Source organism: Streptomyces sp. H51, from assembly GCF_035656535.1.
GTDB lineage: Bacteria > Actinomycetota > Actinomycetes > Streptomycetales > Streptomycetaceae > Streptomyces.
In genome coordinates this window covers 183,404-202,850 of record NZ_JAYMHD010000048.1, presented here as the reverse complement: position 1 = coordinate 202,850, position 19,447 = coordinate 183,404, and the positions used below count along the sequence as shown (strand labels likewise).

Genomic DNA, 19,447 nt, shown 5'->3' with positions numbered 1-19,447 from the left:
GTTTCCCGTCGCCCGCGACGGCGTACTCACGTCTGAACCGAGAGATCGGGCACCGCAGAGCGGGAGGAGTGCACGTATGACCAGCGGGAGCAACAGCGGCCCGGCCGTGACCGCGTTCCTGGTGACGGGCGCCTTGCTGGTCACGGGAGCGGCCTGCAGCGGTCCCCCGCCCGAACGACTCCCCCAAGCCCTGCCGCAGGTCGAGACCGGCTGGGACCGGGCCGTACTCACCGCGCAGTCCGAGGTGCCCGGCGCGAAACTGCTCTCGGTGCGCATCACGGACGCCTCCGGGCCGGACCCCGTCTGGCTCACCCGGGTCGCCGACCAGCAGGGCACGGTGCACGCCGTACGCGTCGAGGCCATCCGTGGGCGCTTCCTGGGCACGTCGGTGCCCTCCGGCCAGTCGACGGCCCGGAAGACCAGCACGGCCGCGCTGATCAGCTCGGCGAAAGTCCTGCCGTACGACGCGGTGGACAAGGTGAAACAGCCGGACTTCGGCAAGGTCACCGACGTCGGTCTGGAAAAGGGCCGACAGGGCAGGACGGTGTGGTCCGTGACGATCGTCACCGTCCAGGGCAGCCCGGCGCGCGTCTACCAGGTCGACGCCCTGACGGCCGAGGTCGTGGACAGCCGCACCGTTGCGTCGGGCACCCCGCAGGGCAGCGAGCCGGCCGGCCCCGCGGTCTCCGCCTCGAAGAGCCCCGGATGACGTCGACGACGGCAGCCATGACCGCGGCCCGGATCGCCTGGGGCGCCACCCTCACCGCGTTTCCCGCCGCCGTCCTTCGGCGCTGCCCGCGCACGCCGGCGAGTAAGGCCGCGGACACCGTCGTCCGGCTGCTGGGTGCCCGCCACGTCTTGCAAGGGCTCACAACGGCCGCGGGGGTCGTGCCGGCCACCTGGGCCGTCGTGCCCGATGCCCTGCACGCGGCCACCATGGCGATTCTGGCGCTGGACAGCAAGCGGTGGCGCACGGCAGCCTGCGTGGACCTCGCGGTCGCCTCGGCCTTCACGGCAGGCGGGCTGCGCGTCGCCCGGACATCCGTACCGCCCACGCCTTCCGCCTGACTGCGGCGTGCGGCTCGCCGCCTGCCGTTCGTACCCGGTGCCGCCACGTCGGCCGTCCGGCTCCGTTCCACCAGGAAGTCCGGGCACCCGGCACCGGGCGGAGAGCCGGACCCGGACCGCCCTCGGCACCGGCGCCGGCCGGCCGCCCGACGCACACCTCGTTTTCCGACGGGGCGGCCGGGAAACCCCCCGTGCCATGCAGGAGAGAAGCGGCGGACGGACGGATCCGGCGGACGGCGTCTGCCCGCCCTGGGTGCTGCGGGAGTACGGCATTCTCGCTGACGGGGAACGCGGCGCGGTGGTGGATCCGGAGGGACGCGTCGTCTGGTTGTGCGCCCCACGGTGGCACAGCGACGCGGTGTTCTCCGCCCTGATCGGAGGCGGCGGGTACTTCGGCGTCGAGCCGGTGGACCGCTGGCACGTGTGGGGTGGCTACTACGAGGACGGCACTCTCATCCGGGTCAGTCGCTGGGTGACCGCCGATTCGGTGATCGAGTGCCGCGACGCGCTGGCGATGCCGGGCTCACCGGACCGGCTGGTGCTGCTGCGCCGGATGCGCGTCGAACGCGGTGCGGCACGACTGCGGCTGACCCTCGGCCTGCGGCCCGGCTTCGCCGCGGGCCGGGTGCGCGACCCGCGCCTGGAGGACGGCGTGTGGAGCGCGGACGCCGACGGGCTGCGGCTGCGGCTCGTCGGCGCGCAGGAAGCCGCGTGGAGCCCCGGATCATGGCTGCGCGGGGAGTTCCGGCTGGCCAGGGGCGAGCGGCACGACGTCGTCCTGGAGTTGTCGGAGCGGGAGCGCGACGAGCGCCTGGAGCCGGATCGGCTGTGGAAGGCGACGGAGGACGCCTGGCGGCGGTCCGTGCCCGACTGCTCCGCCCTGGCCGCACCGCGCGACGCCCGGCACGCCTACGCCGTCCTGCGCGGCCTGACCAGTTCCTCCGGCGGCATGGTCGCCGCCGCCACCACCTCGCTGCCGGAACGCGCGAACACCGGCCGGAACTACGACTACCGCTTCGCCTGGATCCGCGACCAGAGCTACGCGGGCGTCGCGGTCGCCGCCCACGGCCCGCACGACCTGCTCGACTCCGCGGTGCGCTTCACCGCCGAACGGGTCCTGGCCGACGGCGAAGGGCTGCGCCCCGCGTACGACGTCGACGGCGGACGGGTCCCGCGCGAGCGCCGGCTTCCCTTCCCCGGCTACCCGGGCGGCAACGACCGGATCGGGAACCGGGCGGCCGAGCAGTTCCAGCTCGACACGTTCGGGGAGGCGCTCCAGCTGTTCGCCGCCGCCGCTCACCACGACCGGCTCACGCCCGAGGCCGAACAGGCGGTCACGGTCGCGATCGACGCGGTGGAACGCAACTGGCAGCGGCCCGACGCCGGGCTGTGGGAACTGGACGAACGCTGGTGGACCCAGTCCCGGCTGAGTGTGGTCTGCGGGCTGCGCCGGGTGGCCGGGGCGTTCGAGGGGCGGGTCGCGCGGAGCAGCGCCGACCTCGCCGAAGCCGTCTTCGCGGAGACCCGGCGCCGCTGTCTGCGCGCCGACGGCCGCTGGCGCCGGGCCGTGGACGACGACGGGCCGGAGGCCGCGCTGCTCACGCCGCTCGCCCGGGGCTTCCCGTCCGCCGATGACCCGAGCAGCGCGGTGACCCGGCGCTTCATCGAGGACGAGCTGGCCCAGGACGGCTACCTCTACCGGTTCCGACGCCCGGGCACCCCCCTGGGCGAGGCCGAGGGGGCGTTCCTGCTCTGCGGCTTCACCATGGCGCTGGCCACCGACCGCCTCGGCGACCGGACCGGCGCGCTGCGCTGGTTCGAACGGACCCGCGCGGCGTGCGGACCGTCCGGGCTGTTCGCGGAGGAGTACGACGTACGTCAGCGCCAGCTGCGCGGCAACCTGCCCCAGGCGTTCGTCCACGCCCTCCTGCTGGAGTGCGCCGTGCGCCTCAACGACGCTTCGACGCTGCCGCGTTGAGCCAGGAGCCGCGGCCCCGCGGCGAGCGCCGTGCCGCGGCGAACCACTGCCCGAGCGGGGTGGCGACCGCGGAACCGCCGATCCGGTGCTCGCGCCGCTCTGGGTGGTCGGCGGGTCACCCGCGCGGCGCCGCCGTCGTGCATCAGCCCGGCTGCCCGCGGGCCGGCGGGGCGACGGCGGCGCCGCGCGCCGGACGCGCAGGCCGTGGCGGGGCCGGCCCCGGCGCTCGCACCGGTGACGACCACGGTCTGACGGCTGCCGCGCGCCGCCGCTCCGCCGCGGGCCGCTCACTTCGCCCCCCGGCCGGGAAGGTGCTCGGCGTACTCGGTGATCTTCTGCCGTACGCCTTTGGCGGTGACGCCGGCCTTCTCCGGGTCGTGCAGCGCCGCCTCGGCCGCCTTCTTGCCCTGGGCCTTCATGATGTGCGGCGGGATCGGCGCGATCTCGTTGTCGACCTTGAACTCCAGCACCACCGGCCGGTCCGCCGCCGGCGCCTCGTCCCAGGTCGCGCCGGCCTCGTCCGGGTCCTCGCAGACGATGCCCTTCAGTCCGAGCAGCTGGGCGTAGGCCGCGTACGGCACGTCGGGGATCTCGTGCGAGGCGGGATACTTCGGGTCGCCGGCCATGGCGCGCTGTTCCCGGGTGACCTGGTTGAGGTCCTGGTTGTCGAACACGCAGAAGACGAACGGCGCCGGGCCGCAGAGCCGGTCCGGCGTCGGACGTGAACCCACGGCACAGCGCCCGGCCGTCCCGTCTTTCGGCGCCACCGGCGGACCCGCCGGCGGTGGCATCACGGCACCGGGCACGGGTACTCAGTGGCCCATGGAACAATTTACCTCATATCAGGATGAATTGTATGAAAATGGCCAGCACGGCCGTCAGCCGCCGTACCCGCTGACATTCCAGGAGCTGGCGGAGAAGGCGTCGGCCGCGATGACGCCGAAGGTCTGGCAATACGTGGCCGGTGGCGCCGGTGACGAGCACACCCAGCGGGCCAACTGCGCGGCCTTCCAGCGCTGGGGCCTGTACCCGCGGATGCTGGTGGCGCCCACCGACCGGGACATGTCGGTCGAGTTGTTCGGAGTGAGGCTCCCCTCCCCCCTGTTCATGGCGCCGGTCGGGGTGATCGGGGTGTGCGCTCAGGACGGTCACGGTGACCTCGCGTGCGCGCGGGCGTCCGCGCGAACCGGGGTTCCCTTCTTCGCCGGAACCTTGTCGGCGGACCCGATGGAGGAGGTGACGGCGGAAATCGGCGACACGCCCGGCTTCTTCCAGCTGTACACACCGCCGGATCGCGAGATGGCCGCGAGCCTGGTGCACCGCGCCGAGGCTGCCGGCTTCCGGGCCATCGCCGTCACTCTCGACACGTGGGTCACGGGCTGGCGGCCGCGAGACCTGGCCGGCGCGAACTACCCGCAGGTCCCGAGCGGTTGCCTGAGCAACTACACCAGCGATCCGGTCTTCCGCCGCAGGCTGCGGCCCGACGAGGACGCGACCGAGGCAGCGGTACGCACCCTGCCCATCTTCGGTGGCCCGTTCCGGTGGGAGGACCTGGAGTGGCTGCGGTCGGAGACCGGGCTCCCGCTGATGGTGAAGGGCATCTGCCATCCCGACGACGTCCGCCGCGCCAAGGACTGCGGCGTGGACGCCGTCTACTGCTCGAACCACGGCGGGCGGCAGGCCAACGGTGGACTGACCGCGTTGGACTGCCTGCCCGACGTGCTCGACGCCGCCGACGGCATGCCGGTCCTGTTCGACTCAGGGGTGCGGACGGGTGCCGACGTCATCAAGGCGCTGGCGCTGGGCGCCGCCGCGGTGGGGGTCGGTCGCCCGTACTGCTACGGGCTGGCGCTGGGCGGGGTGGACGGGGTCGTTCACGTGCTGCGCTCGCTCCTGGCCGAGGCCGACTTGATCATGGCCGTCGACGGGTAGCCCACGCGCAAGGACCTCACGCCCGAGGCCCTGCGCTTCGTGGGCCGGCTGTACTGACCCGTGAGGTCGGGGACGCGGCTGCTGCGGCGCGGTCGGTGGGACGGACAGGTTTGCCGACCGGGTGCGGCGGTTAACCCCGTCGGGTTCGTCACGCATGCCGACTCATCGGCGCACCGCCTGGAGGGCGCTCATGTCGAAGACGCACCCGGGGCCGGGGCAGGAGGAAGACGCCGCCCGCAGCCCCCGCGTGCAGATCGGTGACAGGATCAGGGACTACCTGACGACCACCGACCACAAGAAGATCGGCAATCTCTATTTCGTCACGGCGTTCGGTTTCTTCCTCGTCGCCGGCCTGCTGGCGATGCTGATGCGCGCCGAGCTGGCCCGGCCGGGACTCCAGGTGGTCAGCAGACAGCAGTACAACGAGCTGTTCACGATCCACGGCACGATCATGATGCTGCTCTTCGCGACGCCCACCTTCACCGCCTTCGCGAACGCCATCATGCCGCTGCAGATCGGGGCTCCCGACGTGGCCTTCCCCCGGCTCAACGCCCTGACCTACTGGCTGTTCCTCTTCGGGGGTCTCACGGTTCTGTCCGGGTTCCTCTTCAGCGACGGTCCCGCGGGATTCGGCTGGTTCGCCTACTCCCCGCTGAACGACGCGGTGCACACTCCCGGCCACGGCGGTGACGTGTGGGCGATGGGGCTCGTGCTCTCGGGTGTCAGCACCACGCTGGGGGCCGTCAACTTCATCGCCACGATCGTCTGTCTGCGCTGTCCGGGCATGACGATGTTCCGGATGCCGATCTTCACCTGGAACGTGCTGTTCACCTCCATCCTCGTGCTGCTTGCCTTTCCCCCCTTCACCGCCCTCCTGCTGGCTCTGATGGCCGACCGGCAGTACGGCGCGCACATCTTCGACTCGGCGAGCGGCGGAGCCCTGCTGTGGCAGCATCTCTTCTGGTGGTTCGGCCATCCGGAGGTGTACATCGTGGCGCTGCCGTTCTTCGGCGTCGTCACGGAGATCCTGCCGGTGTTCAGCCGCAAGCCGGTGTTCGGCTACGTCGGTATGGTCGGCGCGACCATCGCGATCACCATGTTGTCGGCCACCGTGTGGGCCCATCACATGTTCGCCACCGGCGCGGTGTTTCTGCCGTTCTTCTCCTTCATGTCCTTCCTGATCGCCGTGCCCACCGGCGTGAAGTTCTTCAACTGGATCGGGACCCTGTGGAAGGGCACTCTCTCTTTCGAGACGCCCATGCTCTGGGCACTGGGCTTCCTCGTCACATTCCTTCTCGGGGGACTCAGCGGCGTCCTCATCGCCTCACCCGCCCTCGACTTTCATCTGACCGACACCTATTTCATCGTCGCTCACCTGCACTACGTCCTGTTCGGGACGATCGTCTTCGCCATGTTCGCCGGTTTCTACTTCTGGTGGCCGAAGTTGACGGGCCGCATGCTGGACGAACGCCTCGGCAAGATCCACTTCTGGACCCTGTTCGTCGGCTTCCAGACCACGTTCCTCGTCCAGCACTGGCTGGGCGAGAGCGGGATGCCGAGGCGCTATGCCGACTACCTGGCCGCCGACGGCTTCACCGCCCTGAACACGATTTCGTCGATCGGCGCCTTCCTGCTCGGGCTCTCCACCCTGCCGTTCCTCTACAACGTCTGGAAGACGGCACGGCACGCGCCGAAGGTGGACGTGGACGACCCCTGGGGATATGGCCGCTCGCTCGAATGGGCCACCTCGTGTCCCCCGCCCCGGCACAACTTCACCGCCCTGCCCCGGGTCCGTTCCGACTCGCCCGCCTTCGACCTGCACCACCCGGAGGTCACGGCGCGACTGTCCCCGAAGGCGCACGGAACCGTGGAGCCGACCCCCGACACCCTAGGGACACAGAGCGAATGAAGTCCGAGGCATACCTCTTCGCCGGCGTGGCCGTCTTCTTCCTGGTCACCGACATCGCCTACGCCTGGTTCGCGCGGGAGCCGGTAGGCATCGCGGCACTCGGTGTCTCCTTCCTCATGGCGTCGGTGATCGCCTTCTTCTCGATGGTCAACCACCGGCGCAAGGGCTCCCGTCCCGAAGACCGTTCCGACGCGGAGATCCAGGAGCGCAGTGGCCGCATCGACTTCTTCCCCCCGCACAGCCGGCACCCGGTGGTGACCGCCGTCGGCGCCACGCTGGTCGCCAACGGGATCGTCTACGGTGACTGGCTGATCCTGATGGGTCTCGGGGTCCTGGGGCTCGGAATCCTCGGCCTGGTCTTCCAGTACGGCGGACGCGAGAGCGAGTGAGGCGGGCGGCTCAGCGGTGCCTCCGCCCGGTGAGCCGCCCGCTCACGGGGGCGACGTAACAGGAACTCAGCCCGTCTCTTCCTCCTCCCCGATGCCGCCCGCCACCGGGTCGGAGGTGCGGGCGCTGACCTGGAGGCGTTCCTCCGCCGTGGCCGGCATCTCGACTCGCTCGCCGTAGTACCAGGAGCTGAGGGACGCCTGGATCCTGCTCCGCAACGGTGCCCGCTCCCCCGGTTGTTTCAGCGGCCGCGGGATGTCTCGTACCAGCAGCTTGTACCGCTTTTCCCGGTCCAGGGGCTCATGCTGCTCGCTGATCCCGCCCGCCAGGTCCTGGTACACCTCACCGGTCTCCTCGCCCTCTTCCAGCAACTGCCGGTCATGCCGCTGCAGGGCCAGGCAGACCCGCTTGGTCACCAGGAAGGAAAGGACCGGGAGGACGAACACGGCGACCCGGAAGATCCACGTCAGCGCGTTGACGGAGATGCCGAACCAGACGGTCAGCACGTCGTTGCCGCCGGCCATGAGCAGCACCGCGTACCAGGCGACGGCCGCCACGCCGAGTCCGGTCCGGGTGGGCCGGTCCCGGGGCCGGTCGCACAAGTGGTGCTCCACCATGTCCCCGGTCACCCAGCGTTCGAAGAAGGGATACATGTAGAGCACCACGAACAGGAGGAGCGGCAGCACGACGGCGGGCAGCAGGACGTTCCACATGAATGTGTGGCCGGCGACGTTCCATTCGACGCCGGGCATCAGCCGCAGGGCTCCTTCGAGGAATCCGACGTACCAGTCGGGCTGGGCGTCGGTGGAGGCCTGGTCGGGCACGTAGGGCCCGAAGAGCCAGACCGGGTTGATCTGTGCGATCCCTCCCATGAGGGCGGTCACACCGGCGACCATCAGCGACAGCCCGACCGACTTGGCGGTGAACGAGGGGAACATCGGCTGGCCGACGACGTTGCGGTTGGTCCTTCCGCGTCCGGCCCACTGCGTGTGCTTCAGATAGATCACCAAGATCAGGTGCAGCGTGATCAGGGCGAGGAGCGCGCCGGGGACGAAGAGCACGTGGACGATGTACAGACGCCGGTCGATCGCGGTTCCGGGGAAGGGGCCGTCCCAGAACAGGAAGCTCAGGTAGGTACCGACGACCGGGATCGACAGGACGATGGAGTTGGCGGTGCGCAGACCGGTCCCGGACAGCAGGTCGTCCGGCAGGGAGTAGCCGCAGAAGCCCTCCAGCAGGGACAGCAGGAACAGGGTCACGCCGATGATCCAGTTCGCCTCCCGGGGCCTGCGGAAGGCGCCGGTGAAGAAGATCCTCAGCATGTGGACGCCGATGGCCGCGACGAAGACGAGTGCCGCCCAGTGGTGCATCTGACGGATCAGCAGACCGCCGCGCACGTCGAGACTGATGTGGAGGGTCGACTCGTACGCCCTCGAGACGAGCAGCCCCTGCAAGGGCTCGTAGGAGCCGGTGTAGGGCGCCTTGGCGAGGCTGGGATCGAAGTAGAGCGTCAGATAGGTCCCGGTCAGCACCAGGACGAGGAAACTGTAGAGCGCGATCTCCCCCAGCAGGAACGACCAGTGATCGGGGAAGGCCTTGCGCAGCAGTTGGCCGGCCAGTTCCGACACCGGCAACCGACGGTCGGTCGCGACGTATGCCCGGAAGGCCGTCTGCCGTGCCCTTCCCCTCATCTTCTCCCTGCGCCGCCGTAGTAGCACGCCCGCACACTCCTCTTCCGCCCGGCCCTTCGTGCGCGCCGCGCGGCCCGACGGCTCGCGCGACGGGCGCTCGGATACCCGAAGGCCGCATTCCTCAACCGGCCGCGCCTCGTCCCGGAATGAAAGGGCGGTGTGGCGGGCATCCAGGGCCGACAGTTGCCGGGGACCGCCGGCGCCTCACCTTTCAGGGAGTTCGAGTGGGGAGTGACAGCGGCATCAGCATCATCGAACAGCTCGCGGCGGACCACCGCCGGATCCAGAGCCTCCTCGACCGGGTGCGGTCCGCCCCACCCGGAAGTGACGAGCGCACGTCACTCGTGGAACAGGCCGGCAGCAGCCTGGTGAGCCATCTGGTGGCGGAGAAGGAGCGTCTGTATCCGCTCGTGGACCGTTACGTCGTGGACGGGGACGAGGGGGTCGACGAGCTGCTCGCCGTGGACGAACGCATCCAGCGGACGCTGAAGTCCCTGGCGGACGTCCCGGCCGGCAGCGAGCGGTACGCCCATCTCCTGCTGTGCCTCGTCTCGGGCGTCACCGAGCACGTGGTGGGGCTGGAACAGCGATTGTTCCCCCGCCTGCAGGCCATGAGCCCGGTTGCCGTCCTGCGCGACGCGGGGGCCGGGGCACGCCGGGCGGAAGCCGTCGGACCCACCCGGCCACGCCCCGACGCGCCCGGCTCACCGGCCCTGACCAAGCTCACCTCCGCCGTCTGGGGCCCCTGGGACCGGCTGCGCGACCGGCTGGGACGCCGAGGGCTTCAGTGAACCCGCGCACACTCCGGTGGGGCAACGACGCCGGTGCCGGAGCCGCCGGGGCGGCACGTGGGGGGCGGCGTCAGAGGGCCCAGTCCGGCAGGCGCGGATCACTGACCGCCCCGGGGAGGTCGCACCAGGGGCGCAGTTCCTTGTAGGCCTTCGCCTCGTCGTACCCGGGGTAGGAACCGTATCCGCGGTAGGCCTCGACGAGGGCGACGCAGGCGGCTTCCGTCCTGGTGCGCAGCGTCCCCGGGTCGAGCTGTTCGGCGCCGTTCACGGCGGCGTCGTAGCAGTTGGTGAGGGCGCCGTGGTCGTCCGTCTGTTCACCGTCGGCGGCGGCCTTGTCCAGTGCCACGACGGCGTCCGCGCAGTCGCGGGGCATCTGCGTGGCCTCGAAGGCGATCCCCTCGATCAGTCCGTTCACGGCGGCCTCGGCGGCCTTGTCGTGCTTTCCGTAGGTGTAGAGGAGGTACTTGCTGTACGGCAGCCACCACACGCGGTGGCTGCTCTTGCGGGAGCCGTCGTAGTCGGGGAGCACGTCCGTGCCGAACGTCCAGCTCATGGCTTTCTTGCCGCCGATGCCGGTCGGCGGCCCGTCCTTCACCGAGACCACCGACTCGTCCGTGACGGTGTCGCTGCCCTCGCTCTCGACGGACCACATGGAGCCGGAGTCCGTCCGGCCCTGCTCGATCTGGTCGAGGGTCAGGCTCGGGGAGTACATGAGGCGCACGCCGGTGTCGGGGTCCCCGTGCAGGACGAAGTCGGCGCCGGTCGCGGCGGTCGTCGCCGAGGTGTCCGAGGCGTCCGCGGTGTCCGCGGTGTCCGGGGTGTCCCACGGCATTCCGCTGTCCGCGTTCCCGTCCCCCGAACGGGAGAACTCCAGCGCCGAGCCGGCGGGCAGCACGACCCGCAGGCCCCCGAAGAGGTCCACCGGCCGCGGCTGCTGCTGTGTGGGCGATTCCTCGGCACTCGGGGACGCGGACGCGGAGGGCGGCGCGGTGACCGGGTGCCGGCTCGCCGCCGTCCGCTTCGGCTCCGCCGTGGGGCCGCCGGCGGGGTGCCGGGCGGCGTCTCCGTTCCCGCCGTGACCGGCCGCCACGGCACCGGCCACGGCGCCCAGTACCGCGGCGGCGGCCACCGTGCAGACGACGGCCCGGCGTCGTCGGGTACGGCGTCCGGCGGGTACGGCTCCCGGGGCAGGGGGAACCGGCGGACCGCCCCGGCGTACGTCCTGCGCGGTCGCCGGGGGCGCCGGCCTTCCTGGCACCTGCGGGACAGGGGGCTGCGAGGGGGCCGGCCGAGCGGCGGCGCCCTCATCGCCCGTGGGCTCCTCGCCCACCGGTTCCCCATCGCCGACGGGCCCCTCGCCCGCAGGTTCCTCGCCCGCAGGGCCCTCGCCCACAGGCCTCTCGCCCGCAGGTTCCTCGGCGGCGGAGGGCTCGGCGGGCAGCGGGACGTTCCAGCGCATGTGGTCCAGCGGCACGGTGACGGCGGTCTCGGCGCCTTCGAAGGAGCGCGTGTAGGCCACGGTCGGGAAGACGACGGTCCCCGTCGGCCCGTACACGGCGGCCGCCCGCTCGGCGGTCTCCGCCGCGGTCGGGCGCTGGGCGGGGTCCTTGTGCAGGGCGTCACGGACCAGGGGCAGCAGGGCGTCGGGCACATCCTGGAGCGAGGGCGCGGCGCTGATGATGCGGTGGTTGATCCCGGTGGGGGCCCCGAAGGGGTGGGCCGCTGCCGCGGCGTAGGCGACGAGCAGCCCCCAGCAGAAGATGTCGCAGGCCGGGAGGGTGGTGCCGTCGGTGAGCTGTTCCGGTGCCATCCAGCCGGGAGTGCCGGTCGTGACCGATGCCGCCGTGATGGCGGTCGCGTCCAGGTGGTGGGCGATGCCGAAGTCCACGACGTGTGGACCGTCGGCGGCGAGGAGGACGTTCGTCGGCTTCAGGTCGCGGTGGGCGACCCCCGCGGCGTGGACGCAGGCCAGCGCGTGGGCGACGGCCGCCGCGAAGGTCAGCAGGTTGTCCGCGCGCAGCGGCCCGCTGTCCCGGACGTGCTGGTGCAGCGTGTTGCCCCGGACGTAGGCGGTCGCCAGCCAGGGCAGCGGTGCGTCGGGGTCGGCGTCGACCAGCGGGACCAGGTAGGGTCCGGTGACCTTGCGGAGCATGGTGGTCTCCCGGCGGAAGCGGGCCCGGTGCCCGGGGTCGTCGGCGAAGCCCTGGTGCAGGACCTTGACGGCGAGGGGACGTCCGCTGTCGGGGTCGGTCGCGTAGTAGACCGTCCCCATGCCGCCGGTTCCGAGGTGCCGGAGGGGCCGGTAAGGGCCGATGCGTTCGGGCAGGTTCACCGGCACGGGACACTCCCCGGGGCCGGACACGGCCGTACGGCCGACACCGTCCGCCTGCGGAGACCACACCGCGAACCGTGATGACGAGCCATTTACCCCCCTGGTGTCCTGCGCCTTCACGTACCGATCGGAACGGTGCGGCGCGGCCGACTCTCGGGCGTCGGCAAGCCCGCGGCCGACCGGTGGCTCACCCTTACGGGCACGCGGCGGTCGCGCGACGAAGCCCCCCTCATCAGCGGAGACACTCTAGTACCGGGCTCCCGGCCGGTGGCAGCGGGCCCACCGGCTCCGGAGGGCCCGCCGGCCGTCCGGATATGACACCGAGGTCAGGGGTTCCGGGCCGGCCACGGTTGCGATCGACGTGGCGCAGCGGGGAGAAACCGCAGCCGGCGCGCGGCTGGGGTTGCCGCCACCCGCAGCGGGGGCGGTTCGGCGAGGTAGCGGGCGTCCCGGTGCCGTGTTGCACTGAGCAGAGTGGGCGTCACCGCGTCACCGCGTCGCGGTTCGACGCCGCGGTGCGACATCGCGCACATTCCGCAGTACATCGCAGACGTGACATCGAGGATGCGGAGGCGGCTCATGGCGGGGTCGCGGGACGACGAGCAGCTCGGTCTGCGCCTGGCGGCCGTAGCGGCGGCGGGATTCGTGCTGATCGTTCCGCCGTTCCTGGCGCGGTTCGATCACCTGGGCCAGGTCTTCGGCGTGCCCGTTCTCGCGGCCTACCTGTTTCTCGTCTGGGCGATCGTGATCGGTCTGGTCGCCGTGATCGGCGGCAGATCGGGGTAGACCGTGCTCCAGACCTGGTTCATCGTCGCCGTGTCGGCCGGGTATCTCGGCCTGCTCTTCGCAGTGGCCTTCTACGGTGACCGGCGGGCGGATTCCGGTCGGAGCGTCATCAACAACGCCACGGTCTACGCGCTGTCCTTCGGCGTGTACGCCACCTCGTGGACGTACTACGGCAGCGTGGGCTGGGCCGCCAGGGCCGGAGTCGGCTTCCTGCCGGTCTACCTGGGGCCGACCCTCATGCTCGCGCTGGGCTGGCTGGTGCTGCGCAGGATCATCCGGATCAGCCACCGGCACCGGGTCACCTCGCTGGCCGACTTCGTCTCCGCCCGGTACGGCAAGAGCACCGCGCTGGGCTGCCTGGTGACGATCATCGCCGTGGTGGGGGTCGTTCCCTACATCTCGCTGCAGCTCAAGGCGGTCTCCGTCACCTTCGCGGTCATCCGGCGGCACCCCGCCGTCACCCCCGCCCCGGAGGTCACTCACATCCCGCTGCTCCAGGACACGGGGCTGTACGCGGCGCTGGTGCTCGCCGCGTTCACCATCGTCTTCGGCACCCGCCATCTGGACGCCACCGAACGGCACGAGGGCATGGTCGCCGCCATCGCGTTCGAGTCCGTGGTCAAGCTGGTGGCGTTCCTCTCGGCCGGGTTCTTCGTGGTCTTCTGGATGTTCGGAGGGCTCGACGACCTGTTCTCCCGGGCCGCGGACGCCGGCTTCACCCAGTTGTTCATGCTGCGGGACCACACCGGCTACGGCGCGTGGGTGTGGCTCACGGTGCTGTCCATGCTGGCGATCGTGCTGCTGCCCCGGCAGTGGCAGATCAGCGTGGTGGAGAACGTCGACGAGAGGCACCTCAAACGGGCGACGTGGCTGTTCCCGCTGTACCTGCTCGTGATCAGCCTCTTCGCGCTTCCGATCGCGGCCGCCGGGCTGTTGCGGTTCGGAACGGCCGTCGACGCCGACACCTACGTGCTGACCCTGCCGATGGACGGAGGGCAGGACGCACTCGCGCTGTTCGTCTTCATCGGCGGCCTCAGCGCGGCCACCAGCATGGTCATCGTCGAGACGATCGCGCTCAGCACCATGGTGTCGAACTCCCTCGTGCTGCCGCTGCTGCTGCGCACCCCGTCCCGGCTGACGCACCGGGACAACCTCGCCGGGCTGGTGCTGGGCATTCGCCGGGCCAGCATCGTGCTGATCCTGCTGCTCGGGTACGCGTACCTGCGGCTGGCCGGGGAGGCGACGGCACTGGTGTCGATCGGCCTGGTGTCGTTCGCGGCCGTGGCGCAGTTCGCGCCCGCCATCCTGGGCGGCCTGTTCTGGAAGGGCGGTACCCGCCGGGGCGTGCTGGTCGGCCTGGTGGCGGGGTTCGCGGTGTGGACGTACACCCTGGTGCTGCCGACCTTCGCGGACGCCAGGCTGCTGTCCGCCTCGTTCCTGCGGGAGGGCCCGCTCGGCATCGGGCTGCTCCGGCCGCGGCATCTGCTGGGCGTGACGGGACTGGACCCGATCAGCCATGCGATGTTCTGGAGCGTGCTGCTGAACTTCGGCGGGTACGTCGCGGTCTCCCTCGCGGACCGGCCGGACGCCGCCGAGCGGGCGCAGGCGGAGCAGTTCGTGGAAGTCCTCGAAGAGCCGGTGCGGCAGCGGCACTGGCGGGTCCGTGCCACGGTCGGCGAACTGCAGACCCTGCTGGAGCGCTTCCTCGGACCGGAGGGCGCCCGGCGGGCGCTGGGCTCCTACCCCGGAGGCAGACCCGACTCGCCGGCCGCCGAAGCGCCGCCGGCGCTGGTGCATCACGCGGAAGCCCAGCTCGCCGGCTCGGTGGGCGCCGCGTCCGCGCGGCTCGCGGTCGCCACGGTGGCCGGGGAGGAGGAGGTCGGCACGGAGCAGGTGATGGCGATGATCGGCGAGGCGTCGCAGCGGGTGGAGCTGGTCCGGTGGCGGTTGAAGCTGCTCTACGACGCGACCGGCGGCATCGGCACCACCCTCGACGTGACCCGTACGGCCGAGGAGCTGACGCGGGTCGCGGTTCCGCGTTTCGCCGACTACGTCACCGTGGACCTGGCCGAATCCGTGCTGAACGAAGAGGAACCGGGGATGAACGGCTTCGGCACCGGCAGCAAGCGGATGCGGCGCGCGGCCTTCAGCGGCATCCGCGACGACGCCCCGCTGTTCGCCGTCGGCGACCTGATGACCTTCGCGCCGTCCTCGCCGCAGGCGCGCGCCGTCGAGAGCGGCCTGGCGATCCTGGTGCCTCATCTGCGTGATTCCACGGAATGGCAGGAGGTGGAACTGGACCCCGGCCGGGGCTCCCGGGTCATCGGCTACGGGATCCATTCGCTCATCACGGCGCCGCTGTCCGCCCGCGGCGTGCTGCTGGGCGTGGTCCACTTCTGGCGCTCCGAGAAGCCCGAGCCCTTCGATCAGGACGATCTCTCCCTCGCGGCGGAACTGGCCACCCGAGCCGCCGTGTCCCTCGACAACGCACGCCGTTACACCCGCGAGCACGGCCTGGCCGTGGCACTGCAGCGGAGGCTGCTGCCCCGCGCGCTGCCCGCGCAGAACGCCGTCGAGGTCGCGTCCCGTTACCTCCCCGCGCAGGCGGTCGGCGGCGACTGGTTCGACGTCATCCCGCTGCCGGGCGCCAGGGTGGCGCTGGTCATGGGCGACATCGTCGGGCACGGACTGCAGGCCGCGGCCACCATGGGGCAGCTGCGCACCGCCGTGCACAACTTCTCCACCCCCTTGGACCTGCCGCCCGACGAACTCCTCAGCCACCTCGACGAATTGGCCACCCTCATCGACCAGGACGCGATCGCGTCCGGCGACCGGACCACCCTCACCGGCGCCACCTGCCTGTACGCGGTCTACGACTCCGTGACCGGCGACTGCGCCATCGCCAGCGCCGGCCATCCGGCGCCCGCGCTCGTCCGGCCCGACGGGACGGTGGAGTTCCTCGACCTGCCGTCCTGCCTTCCCCTCGGCATCGGCGGGCTGCCCTTCGAGTGCGCGGAGTTGCGGCTGGCCGAGGGCAGCAGGCTCGTCCTGTTCACCGACGGCCTCGTCGAGCGCCGCGACCTGGACGTCGACGCCGGGCTGCGGCTGCTCCGCGAGACGCTGGAGGGCGCGGACCTCTCGCCCGAGCAGACCTGCGACGCCGTGCTGGAGGCCCTGCTCCCCGAGTCCCGGAGGGACGACATCGCGCTGCTCGTCGCCCGTACCCGGGTGCTGGGCCCCGGGCGGGTCGCCGAGTGGGACGTGGAGCGCGACCCCGCCGACGTCCGCCGCGTACGCGCCGCCGTCTCCGCCCGGCTCACGGAGTGGGGACTGGAGGACCTCGTGGACACCACGGAGCTGATCTGCAGCGAACTGATCACCAACGCCATACGCCACGCCGCCGGACCCATCAGGATGCGGCTGATCCGCGACCGGGCGCTCGTCTGCGAGGTCTCCGACCAGAGCAGCACCTCGCCGCATCTGCGCTACGCGGCCAGCACCGACGAGGGCGGACGGGGCCTGTTCCTCGTGGCCCAGTTCGCCGAGCGCTGGGGCACGCGCTACACCAAGGACGGCAAGGTCATCTGGGCCGAGCAGGCGACGCCGGGAACGCTCGGTGGCTGACCGGCGCCGCCCGTGGCCTCCCGCCGTCGCCCGCGCGGTGCCGCGGGGTCGCGCCAGCGCGCGGCCCGGTCCGGCCGCTTGGTGGTAGGCCACCCAAAAACGATAGAAAGGGAATATGAACGGAGTTCCGGAATATTCCGGGCAGAACGGTAAGAGCGGGCGGCGAGGAGAGGTGCGGCGGCCGGGGTCACTCCTGAACGTGCACAGCCTCGCCGGCCAGGTCTTCCTGCTCCAGCTGGCGGTCGTGATGCTGCTCGTCGCCGCGGCCCTGGTGGCGCTCGTGGTGCAGGCTCGACGCGACGTCATGGCCGACGCCCGCCAGCGGACGCTCACCGTCGCGCAGACGTTCGCGAACTCCCCGGGCATCGCGACGGCGCTGAGCAGCGGGCACCCGACCGCGCAGCTCCAGCCGCACGCCGAGGCGACCCGGAAGGCCGCGGGCGTCGACGCCGTCATCGTGTACGGGCTGAACGGGGTCACCCTCGCCCACAGCGACCCGCGGCAGATCGGGAAACGCGTCATCGGGCCCTACGCCGCGGCGGCCACCGGCAAACCGTTCACCAGTACGTTCAAGGGCTCACTGGGACTCTCCGTGATCTCGGCGGTTCCCGTCAGGGGCCCCGACGGCTCGGTCATCGCCATCGTCTCCGTGCCCGTCACGGTCGACCGGGTGCAGCACCGGGTGGACCGGCAGCTGCCGGTCATCCTCGGCGGCACCGCCGCGGCCCTGTCCCTCGCCGCAGGCGGTTCGGGCCTGGTCAGCCGGCGGCTGCGGCGGCAGACCCATGGCCTGGGCCCGACGGAGATGACCCGGATGTACGAGCACCACGACGCGGTGCTGCACTCGGTGCGGGAAGGAGTGCTGATCGTCGGCGGTGACGGCCGGCTGCTGCTGGCCAACGACGAGGCGCGACGGCTCCTGGACCTGCCGGCGGACGCGGAGGGGCGGCTCATCGCCGGTCTGGGGCTGGAGGAGGACCTCGCCGGACTGCTGGCCTCCGACCGCCCCGCGACCGACGAGGTGTACCTGGCGGCCGACCGGCTGCTCGCCGTCAGCAAGCGGCTCACCGCACCGCACGGACCGGCCGGCAGCGTGGTGACGCTCCGGGACACCACCGAGCTGCGGGCCCTCTCCGGCCGGGCGGAGGTGGCACGCGAGCGGCTGCAGTCGCTCTACGACGCCGGACTGCGCATCGGCACCACGCTCGACGTGCGGCGCACGGCCGAGGAACTGGCCGAGGTGGCGGTGACCCGGTTCGCCGACATCGCCACCGTGGATCTCCTGGACCCGGTCCTGTGCGGCGAGGAGGCCTCCGGCACGGCCGCCGGGATCAGTGAGCTGCGCCGCACCGCCGTCTGCGCTCCCGACCCGGACCATCCCCTGTACCGCGTCCACGACCTGATCCGGTTCGTCCCGGCCCACCCCTTCTCCACGGCGATGACCGAGGGCCGGCCGGTCATGATCAAAGACCTGAGCGCCTCCCACGTCTGGCAGGAGCAGCAACCCGAACGTGCCCGCCGGATCCTCGATCACGGCATCCACTCCCTGCTCGTGGTTCCGCTGCGGGCCCGCGGCGTGGTGCTGGGAGTGGTCGACTTCTGGCGCGCGAAGGGCTCCCCGCCGTTCGAGGACGAGGACGTGTCCTTCGCCGAGGAGCTGGCCGCGCGGGCAGCGGTGTGCGTCGACAACGCCCGCCGCTACACCCGCGAACACGCCATGGCCGTCACCCTGCAGCACAGCCTGCTGCCCCGCGCGCTGCCCGAGCTGTCCGCCCTGGACGTGGCCTACCGCTACCTGCCGGCCGAGGCCGGGGTGGGCGGGGACTGGTTCGACGTCGTCCCGCTGTCCGGCACCCGGGTGGCGCTGGTCGTCGGCGATGTCGTCGGCCACGGTCTGCACGCCGCGGCGACCATGGGCCGGCTGCGCACCGCCGTGCACAACTTCGCCGGCCTCGACATGCCCGTGGAGGAGCTGCTGGGCCGCATGGACGAACTGGTGGCGCAGATCGACGCCGAGGAGGTGGCCGACGCGGATCACGGGCAGGCGGTGATCACCGGAGCGACCTGCCAGTACGCCGTCTACGATCCCGTCACCGGGCGGCTGGCCGTGGCGACCGCGGGCCATCCGGGACCGGCGGTGGTCCGGCCCGACGGAACCGTCGACTTCCCCCCGCTGCCCGTCTCCCCGCCCCTGGGACTCGGCGCCGGACTGCCCGTCGAGACCGCCGAGTTCACCGTGCCCGAGGGTTCCCGGCTGGTGCTCTACACCGACGGACTGATCGAGGACCGCACCCGGGACCTGGACGCCGGTCTGGAGGCGCTGCGCGATGCTCTGACCGGGCCCGACCGCACGCCGGAGGCCACCTGCGCGACGGTGGTGCAGTCCATGCTGTCCGATCATCCCCGGGACGACGTCGCGCTGCTGGTGGCCCGCACCCGCCGGCTGGGGCCGGAGGAGGTCGCCGAGTGGGACGTGCCCCGCGACCCCGCGGCGGTGGCCCCGGTACGCGCCGCCTGCGTCCGCCGGCTGACGGAGTGGGGGCTGGAGCAGGTCGTCTTCACCGCCGAACTCATCCTCAGCGAGCTGATCACCAACGCCATCCGCTACGCGGCCGGGCCCATCACCGTACGGCTGCTCCGCAGGGTGCCGAAAGACGACTCCGCCGCGGGCACGCTGATCATCGAGGTCTCCGACGGCAGCAGCACCTCGCCGCGGCTGCGCCGGGCGAAGGTCACCGACGAGGGCGGCCGCGGGCTCTTCCTGGTCGCCCGCTTCGCCGAACGCTGGGGGACCCGCTACACACCCACCGGCAAGGTCATCTGGGCCGAACAGCCGCTGCACCACGCCGCCATGCCGGAGGCGGAGGACCTCGGCGAGATCCTGTTGGGCGAATGGGACGAAACGGCCGGGTGAGAAGAGCGTGCACAGGCGTACGCACGCCGCCTCCC

At 71.7% G+C, this 19,447-nt stretch carries 12 protein-coding genes and 1 pseudogene; 10 read left to right on the top strand and 3 right to left on the bottom strand.

Features of this window, described 5'->3' with window-relative positions; translation table 11 throughout:
* Positions 1–76: 76 nt before the first annotated feature.
* The 3 genes from VKA29_RS14460 to VKA29_RS14450 all read left to right on the top strand — a co-directional run bounded on the left by VKA29_RS14460 (position 77) and on the right by VKA29_RS14450 (position 3,046).
* Positions 77–709 (top strand): hypothetical protein, encoded by a 633-nt coding sequence (locus VKA29_RS14460; protein WP_324785921.1) that lies wholly within the window; start codon positions 77–79, stop codon positions 707–709.
* The gene (locus tag VKA29_RS14455) at positions 706–1,068 is read left to right on the top strand and encodes a hypothetical protein (RefSeq protein ID WP_324785919.1); all 363 of its coding nucleotides are present in this window, start codon (positions 706–708) and stop codon (positions 1,066–1,068) included. Before VKA29_RS14460 ends, VKA29_RS14455 begins: the two co-directional genes overlap by 4 nt.
* Positions 1,069–1,264: 196 nt before the next feature.
* The gene (locus VKA29_RS14450) at positions 1,265–3,046 is read left to right on the top strand and encodes a glycoside hydrolase family 15 protein (protein ID WP_324785918.1); all 1,782 of its coding nucleotides are present in this window, start codon (positions 1,265–1,267) and stop codon (positions 3,044–3,046) included.
* Between the two features lie 287 nt (positions 3,047–3,333).
* Here the strand turns inward: VKA29_RS14450 and VKA29_RS14445 are convergent.
* Positions 3,334–3,756: pseudogene (locus VKA29_RS14445) on the bottom strand (thiamine pyrophosphate-dependent enzyme); the annotation flags it as partial.
* A gap of 112 nt (positions 3,757–3,868) precedes the next feature.
* Between VKA29_RS14445 and VKA29_RS14440 the strand changes: the two are divergent.
* The 3 genes from VKA29_RS14440 (at position 3,869) to VKA29_RS14430 (ending at position 7,276) form a co-directional block, all read left to right on the top strand.
* Positions 3,869–4,978, top strand: coding sequence for an alpha-hydroxy-acid oxidizing protein (locus VKA29_RS14440; protein WP_324785917.1), 1,110 nt, complete (start codon positions 3,869–3,871; stop codon positions 4,976–4,978).
* Positions 4,979–5,168: 190 nt separating this feature from the next.
* Positions 5,169–6,887, top strand: coding sequence for a cytochrome c oxidase subunit I (ctaD, locus tag VKA29_RS14435; RefSeq protein WP_324785916.1), 1,719 nt, complete (start codon positions 5,169–5,171; stop codon positions 6,885–6,887).
* Positions 6,884–7,276: a cytochrome c oxidase subunit 4 gene (locus VKA29_RS14430; RefSeq protein WP_324785915.1), complete on the top strand. Its 393-nt coding sequence runs from the start codon at positions 6,884–6,886 to the stop codon at positions 7,274–7,276. The genes ctaD and VKA29_RS14430 overlap by 4 nt, the downstream gene beginning before the upstream one ends.
* Before the next feature lie 66 nt (positions 7,277–7,342).
* Here the strand turns inward: VKA29_RS14430 and VKA29_RS14425 are convergent, their stop codons facing one another.
* A complete protein-coding gene (locus VKA29_RS14425; RefSeq protein ID WP_324785914.1) occupies positions 7,343–8,965 on the bottom strand; it encodes a ubiquinol-cytochrome c reductase cytochrome b subunit in 1,623 nt (540 codons plus the stop codon).
* Between the two features lie 224 nt (positions 8,966–9,189).
* On the opposite strand from VKA29_RS14425, the gene VKA29_RS14420 reads away from it, so the two are divergent.
* A complete protein-coding gene (locus tag VKA29_RS14420; RefSeq protein ID WP_324785913.1) occupies positions 9,190–9,756 on the top strand; it encodes a hemerythrin domain-containing protein in 567 nt (188 codons plus the stop codon).
* Between the two features lie 70 nt (positions 9,757–9,826).
* Here VKA29_RS14420 and VKA29_RS14415 read toward each other — a convergent pair whose 3' ends face one another.
* Positions 9,827–12,094, bottom strand: coding sequence for a serine/threonine-protein kinase (locus VKA29_RS14415; RefSeq protein WP_324785912.1), 2,268 nt, complete (start codon positions 12,092–12,094; stop codon positions 9,827–9,829).
* A gap of 573 nt (positions 12,095–12,667) precedes the next feature.
* Here VKA29_RS14415 and VKA29_RS14410 point away from each other — a divergent pair.
* The 3 genes from VKA29_RS14410 to VKA29_RS14400 all read left to right on the top strand — a co-directional run bounded on the left by VKA29_RS14410 (position 12,668) and on the right by VKA29_RS14400 (position 19,412).
* On the top strand, positions 12,668–12,874 hold the full coding sequence (locus tag VKA29_RS14410) for a hypothetical protein (protein ID WP_324785911.1): 207 nt from the start codon (positions 12,668–12,670) through the stop codon (positions 12,872–12,874).
* Between the two features lie 3 nt (positions 12,875–12,877).
* Entirely contained in the window at positions 12,878–16,498 is a 3,621-nt protein-coding gene (locus VKA29_RS36980) for a SpoIIE family protein phosphatase (protein ID WP_420718492.1), read from the top strand.
* 247 nt (positions 16,499–16,745) lie between these two features.
* Positions 16,746–19,412 (top strand): SpoIIE family protein phosphatase, encoded by a 2,667-nt coding sequence (locus tag VKA29_RS14400; RefSeq protein WP_324786084.1) that lies wholly within the window; start codon positions 16,746–16,748, stop codon positions 19,410–19,412.
* Positions 19,413–19,447 lie beyond the last annotated feature (35 nt).

Excerpts from the sequence above, each read along its gene's own strand:
- VKA29_RS14460 (WP_324785921.1), top strand. The coding sequence starts at position 77 with ATGACCAGCGGGAGCAACAGCGGCCCGGCCGTGACCGCGTTCCTGGTG.
- VKA29_RS14455 (WP_324785919.1), top strand. The coding sequence starts at position 706 with ATGACGTCGACGACGGCAGCCATGACCGCGGCCCGGATCGCCTGGGGC.
- VKA29_RS14450 (WP_324785918.1), top strand. The coding sequence starts at position 1,265 with ATGCAGGAGAGAAGCGGCGGACGGACGGATCCGGCGGACGGCGTCTGC.
- VKA29_RS14440 (WP_324785917.1), top strand. The coding sequence starts at position 3,869 with ATGGAACAATTTACCTCATATCAGGATGAATTGTATGAAAATGGCCAG.
- ctaD (WP_324785916.1), top strand. The coding sequence starts at position 5,169 with ATGTCGAAGACGCACCCGGGGCCGGGGCAGGAGGAAGACGCCGCCCGC.
- VKA29_RS14430 (WP_324785915.1), top strand. The coding sequence starts at position 6,884 with ATGAAGTCCGAGGCATACCTCTTCGCCGGCGTGGCCGTCTTCTTCCTG.
- VKA29_RS14425 (WP_324785914.1), bottom strand. The coding sequence starts at position 8,965 with ATGAGGGGAAGGGCACGGCAGACGGCCTTCCGGGCATACGTCGCGACC.
- VKA29_RS14410 (WP_324785911.1), top strand. The coding sequence starts at position 12,668 with ATGGCGGGGTCGCGGGACGACGAGCAGCTCGGTCTGCGCCTGGCGGCC.
- VKA29_RS14400 (WP_324786084.1), top strand. The coding sequence starts at position 16,746 with ATGCTGCTCGTCGCCGCGGCCCTGGTGGCGCTCGTGGTGCAGGCTCGA.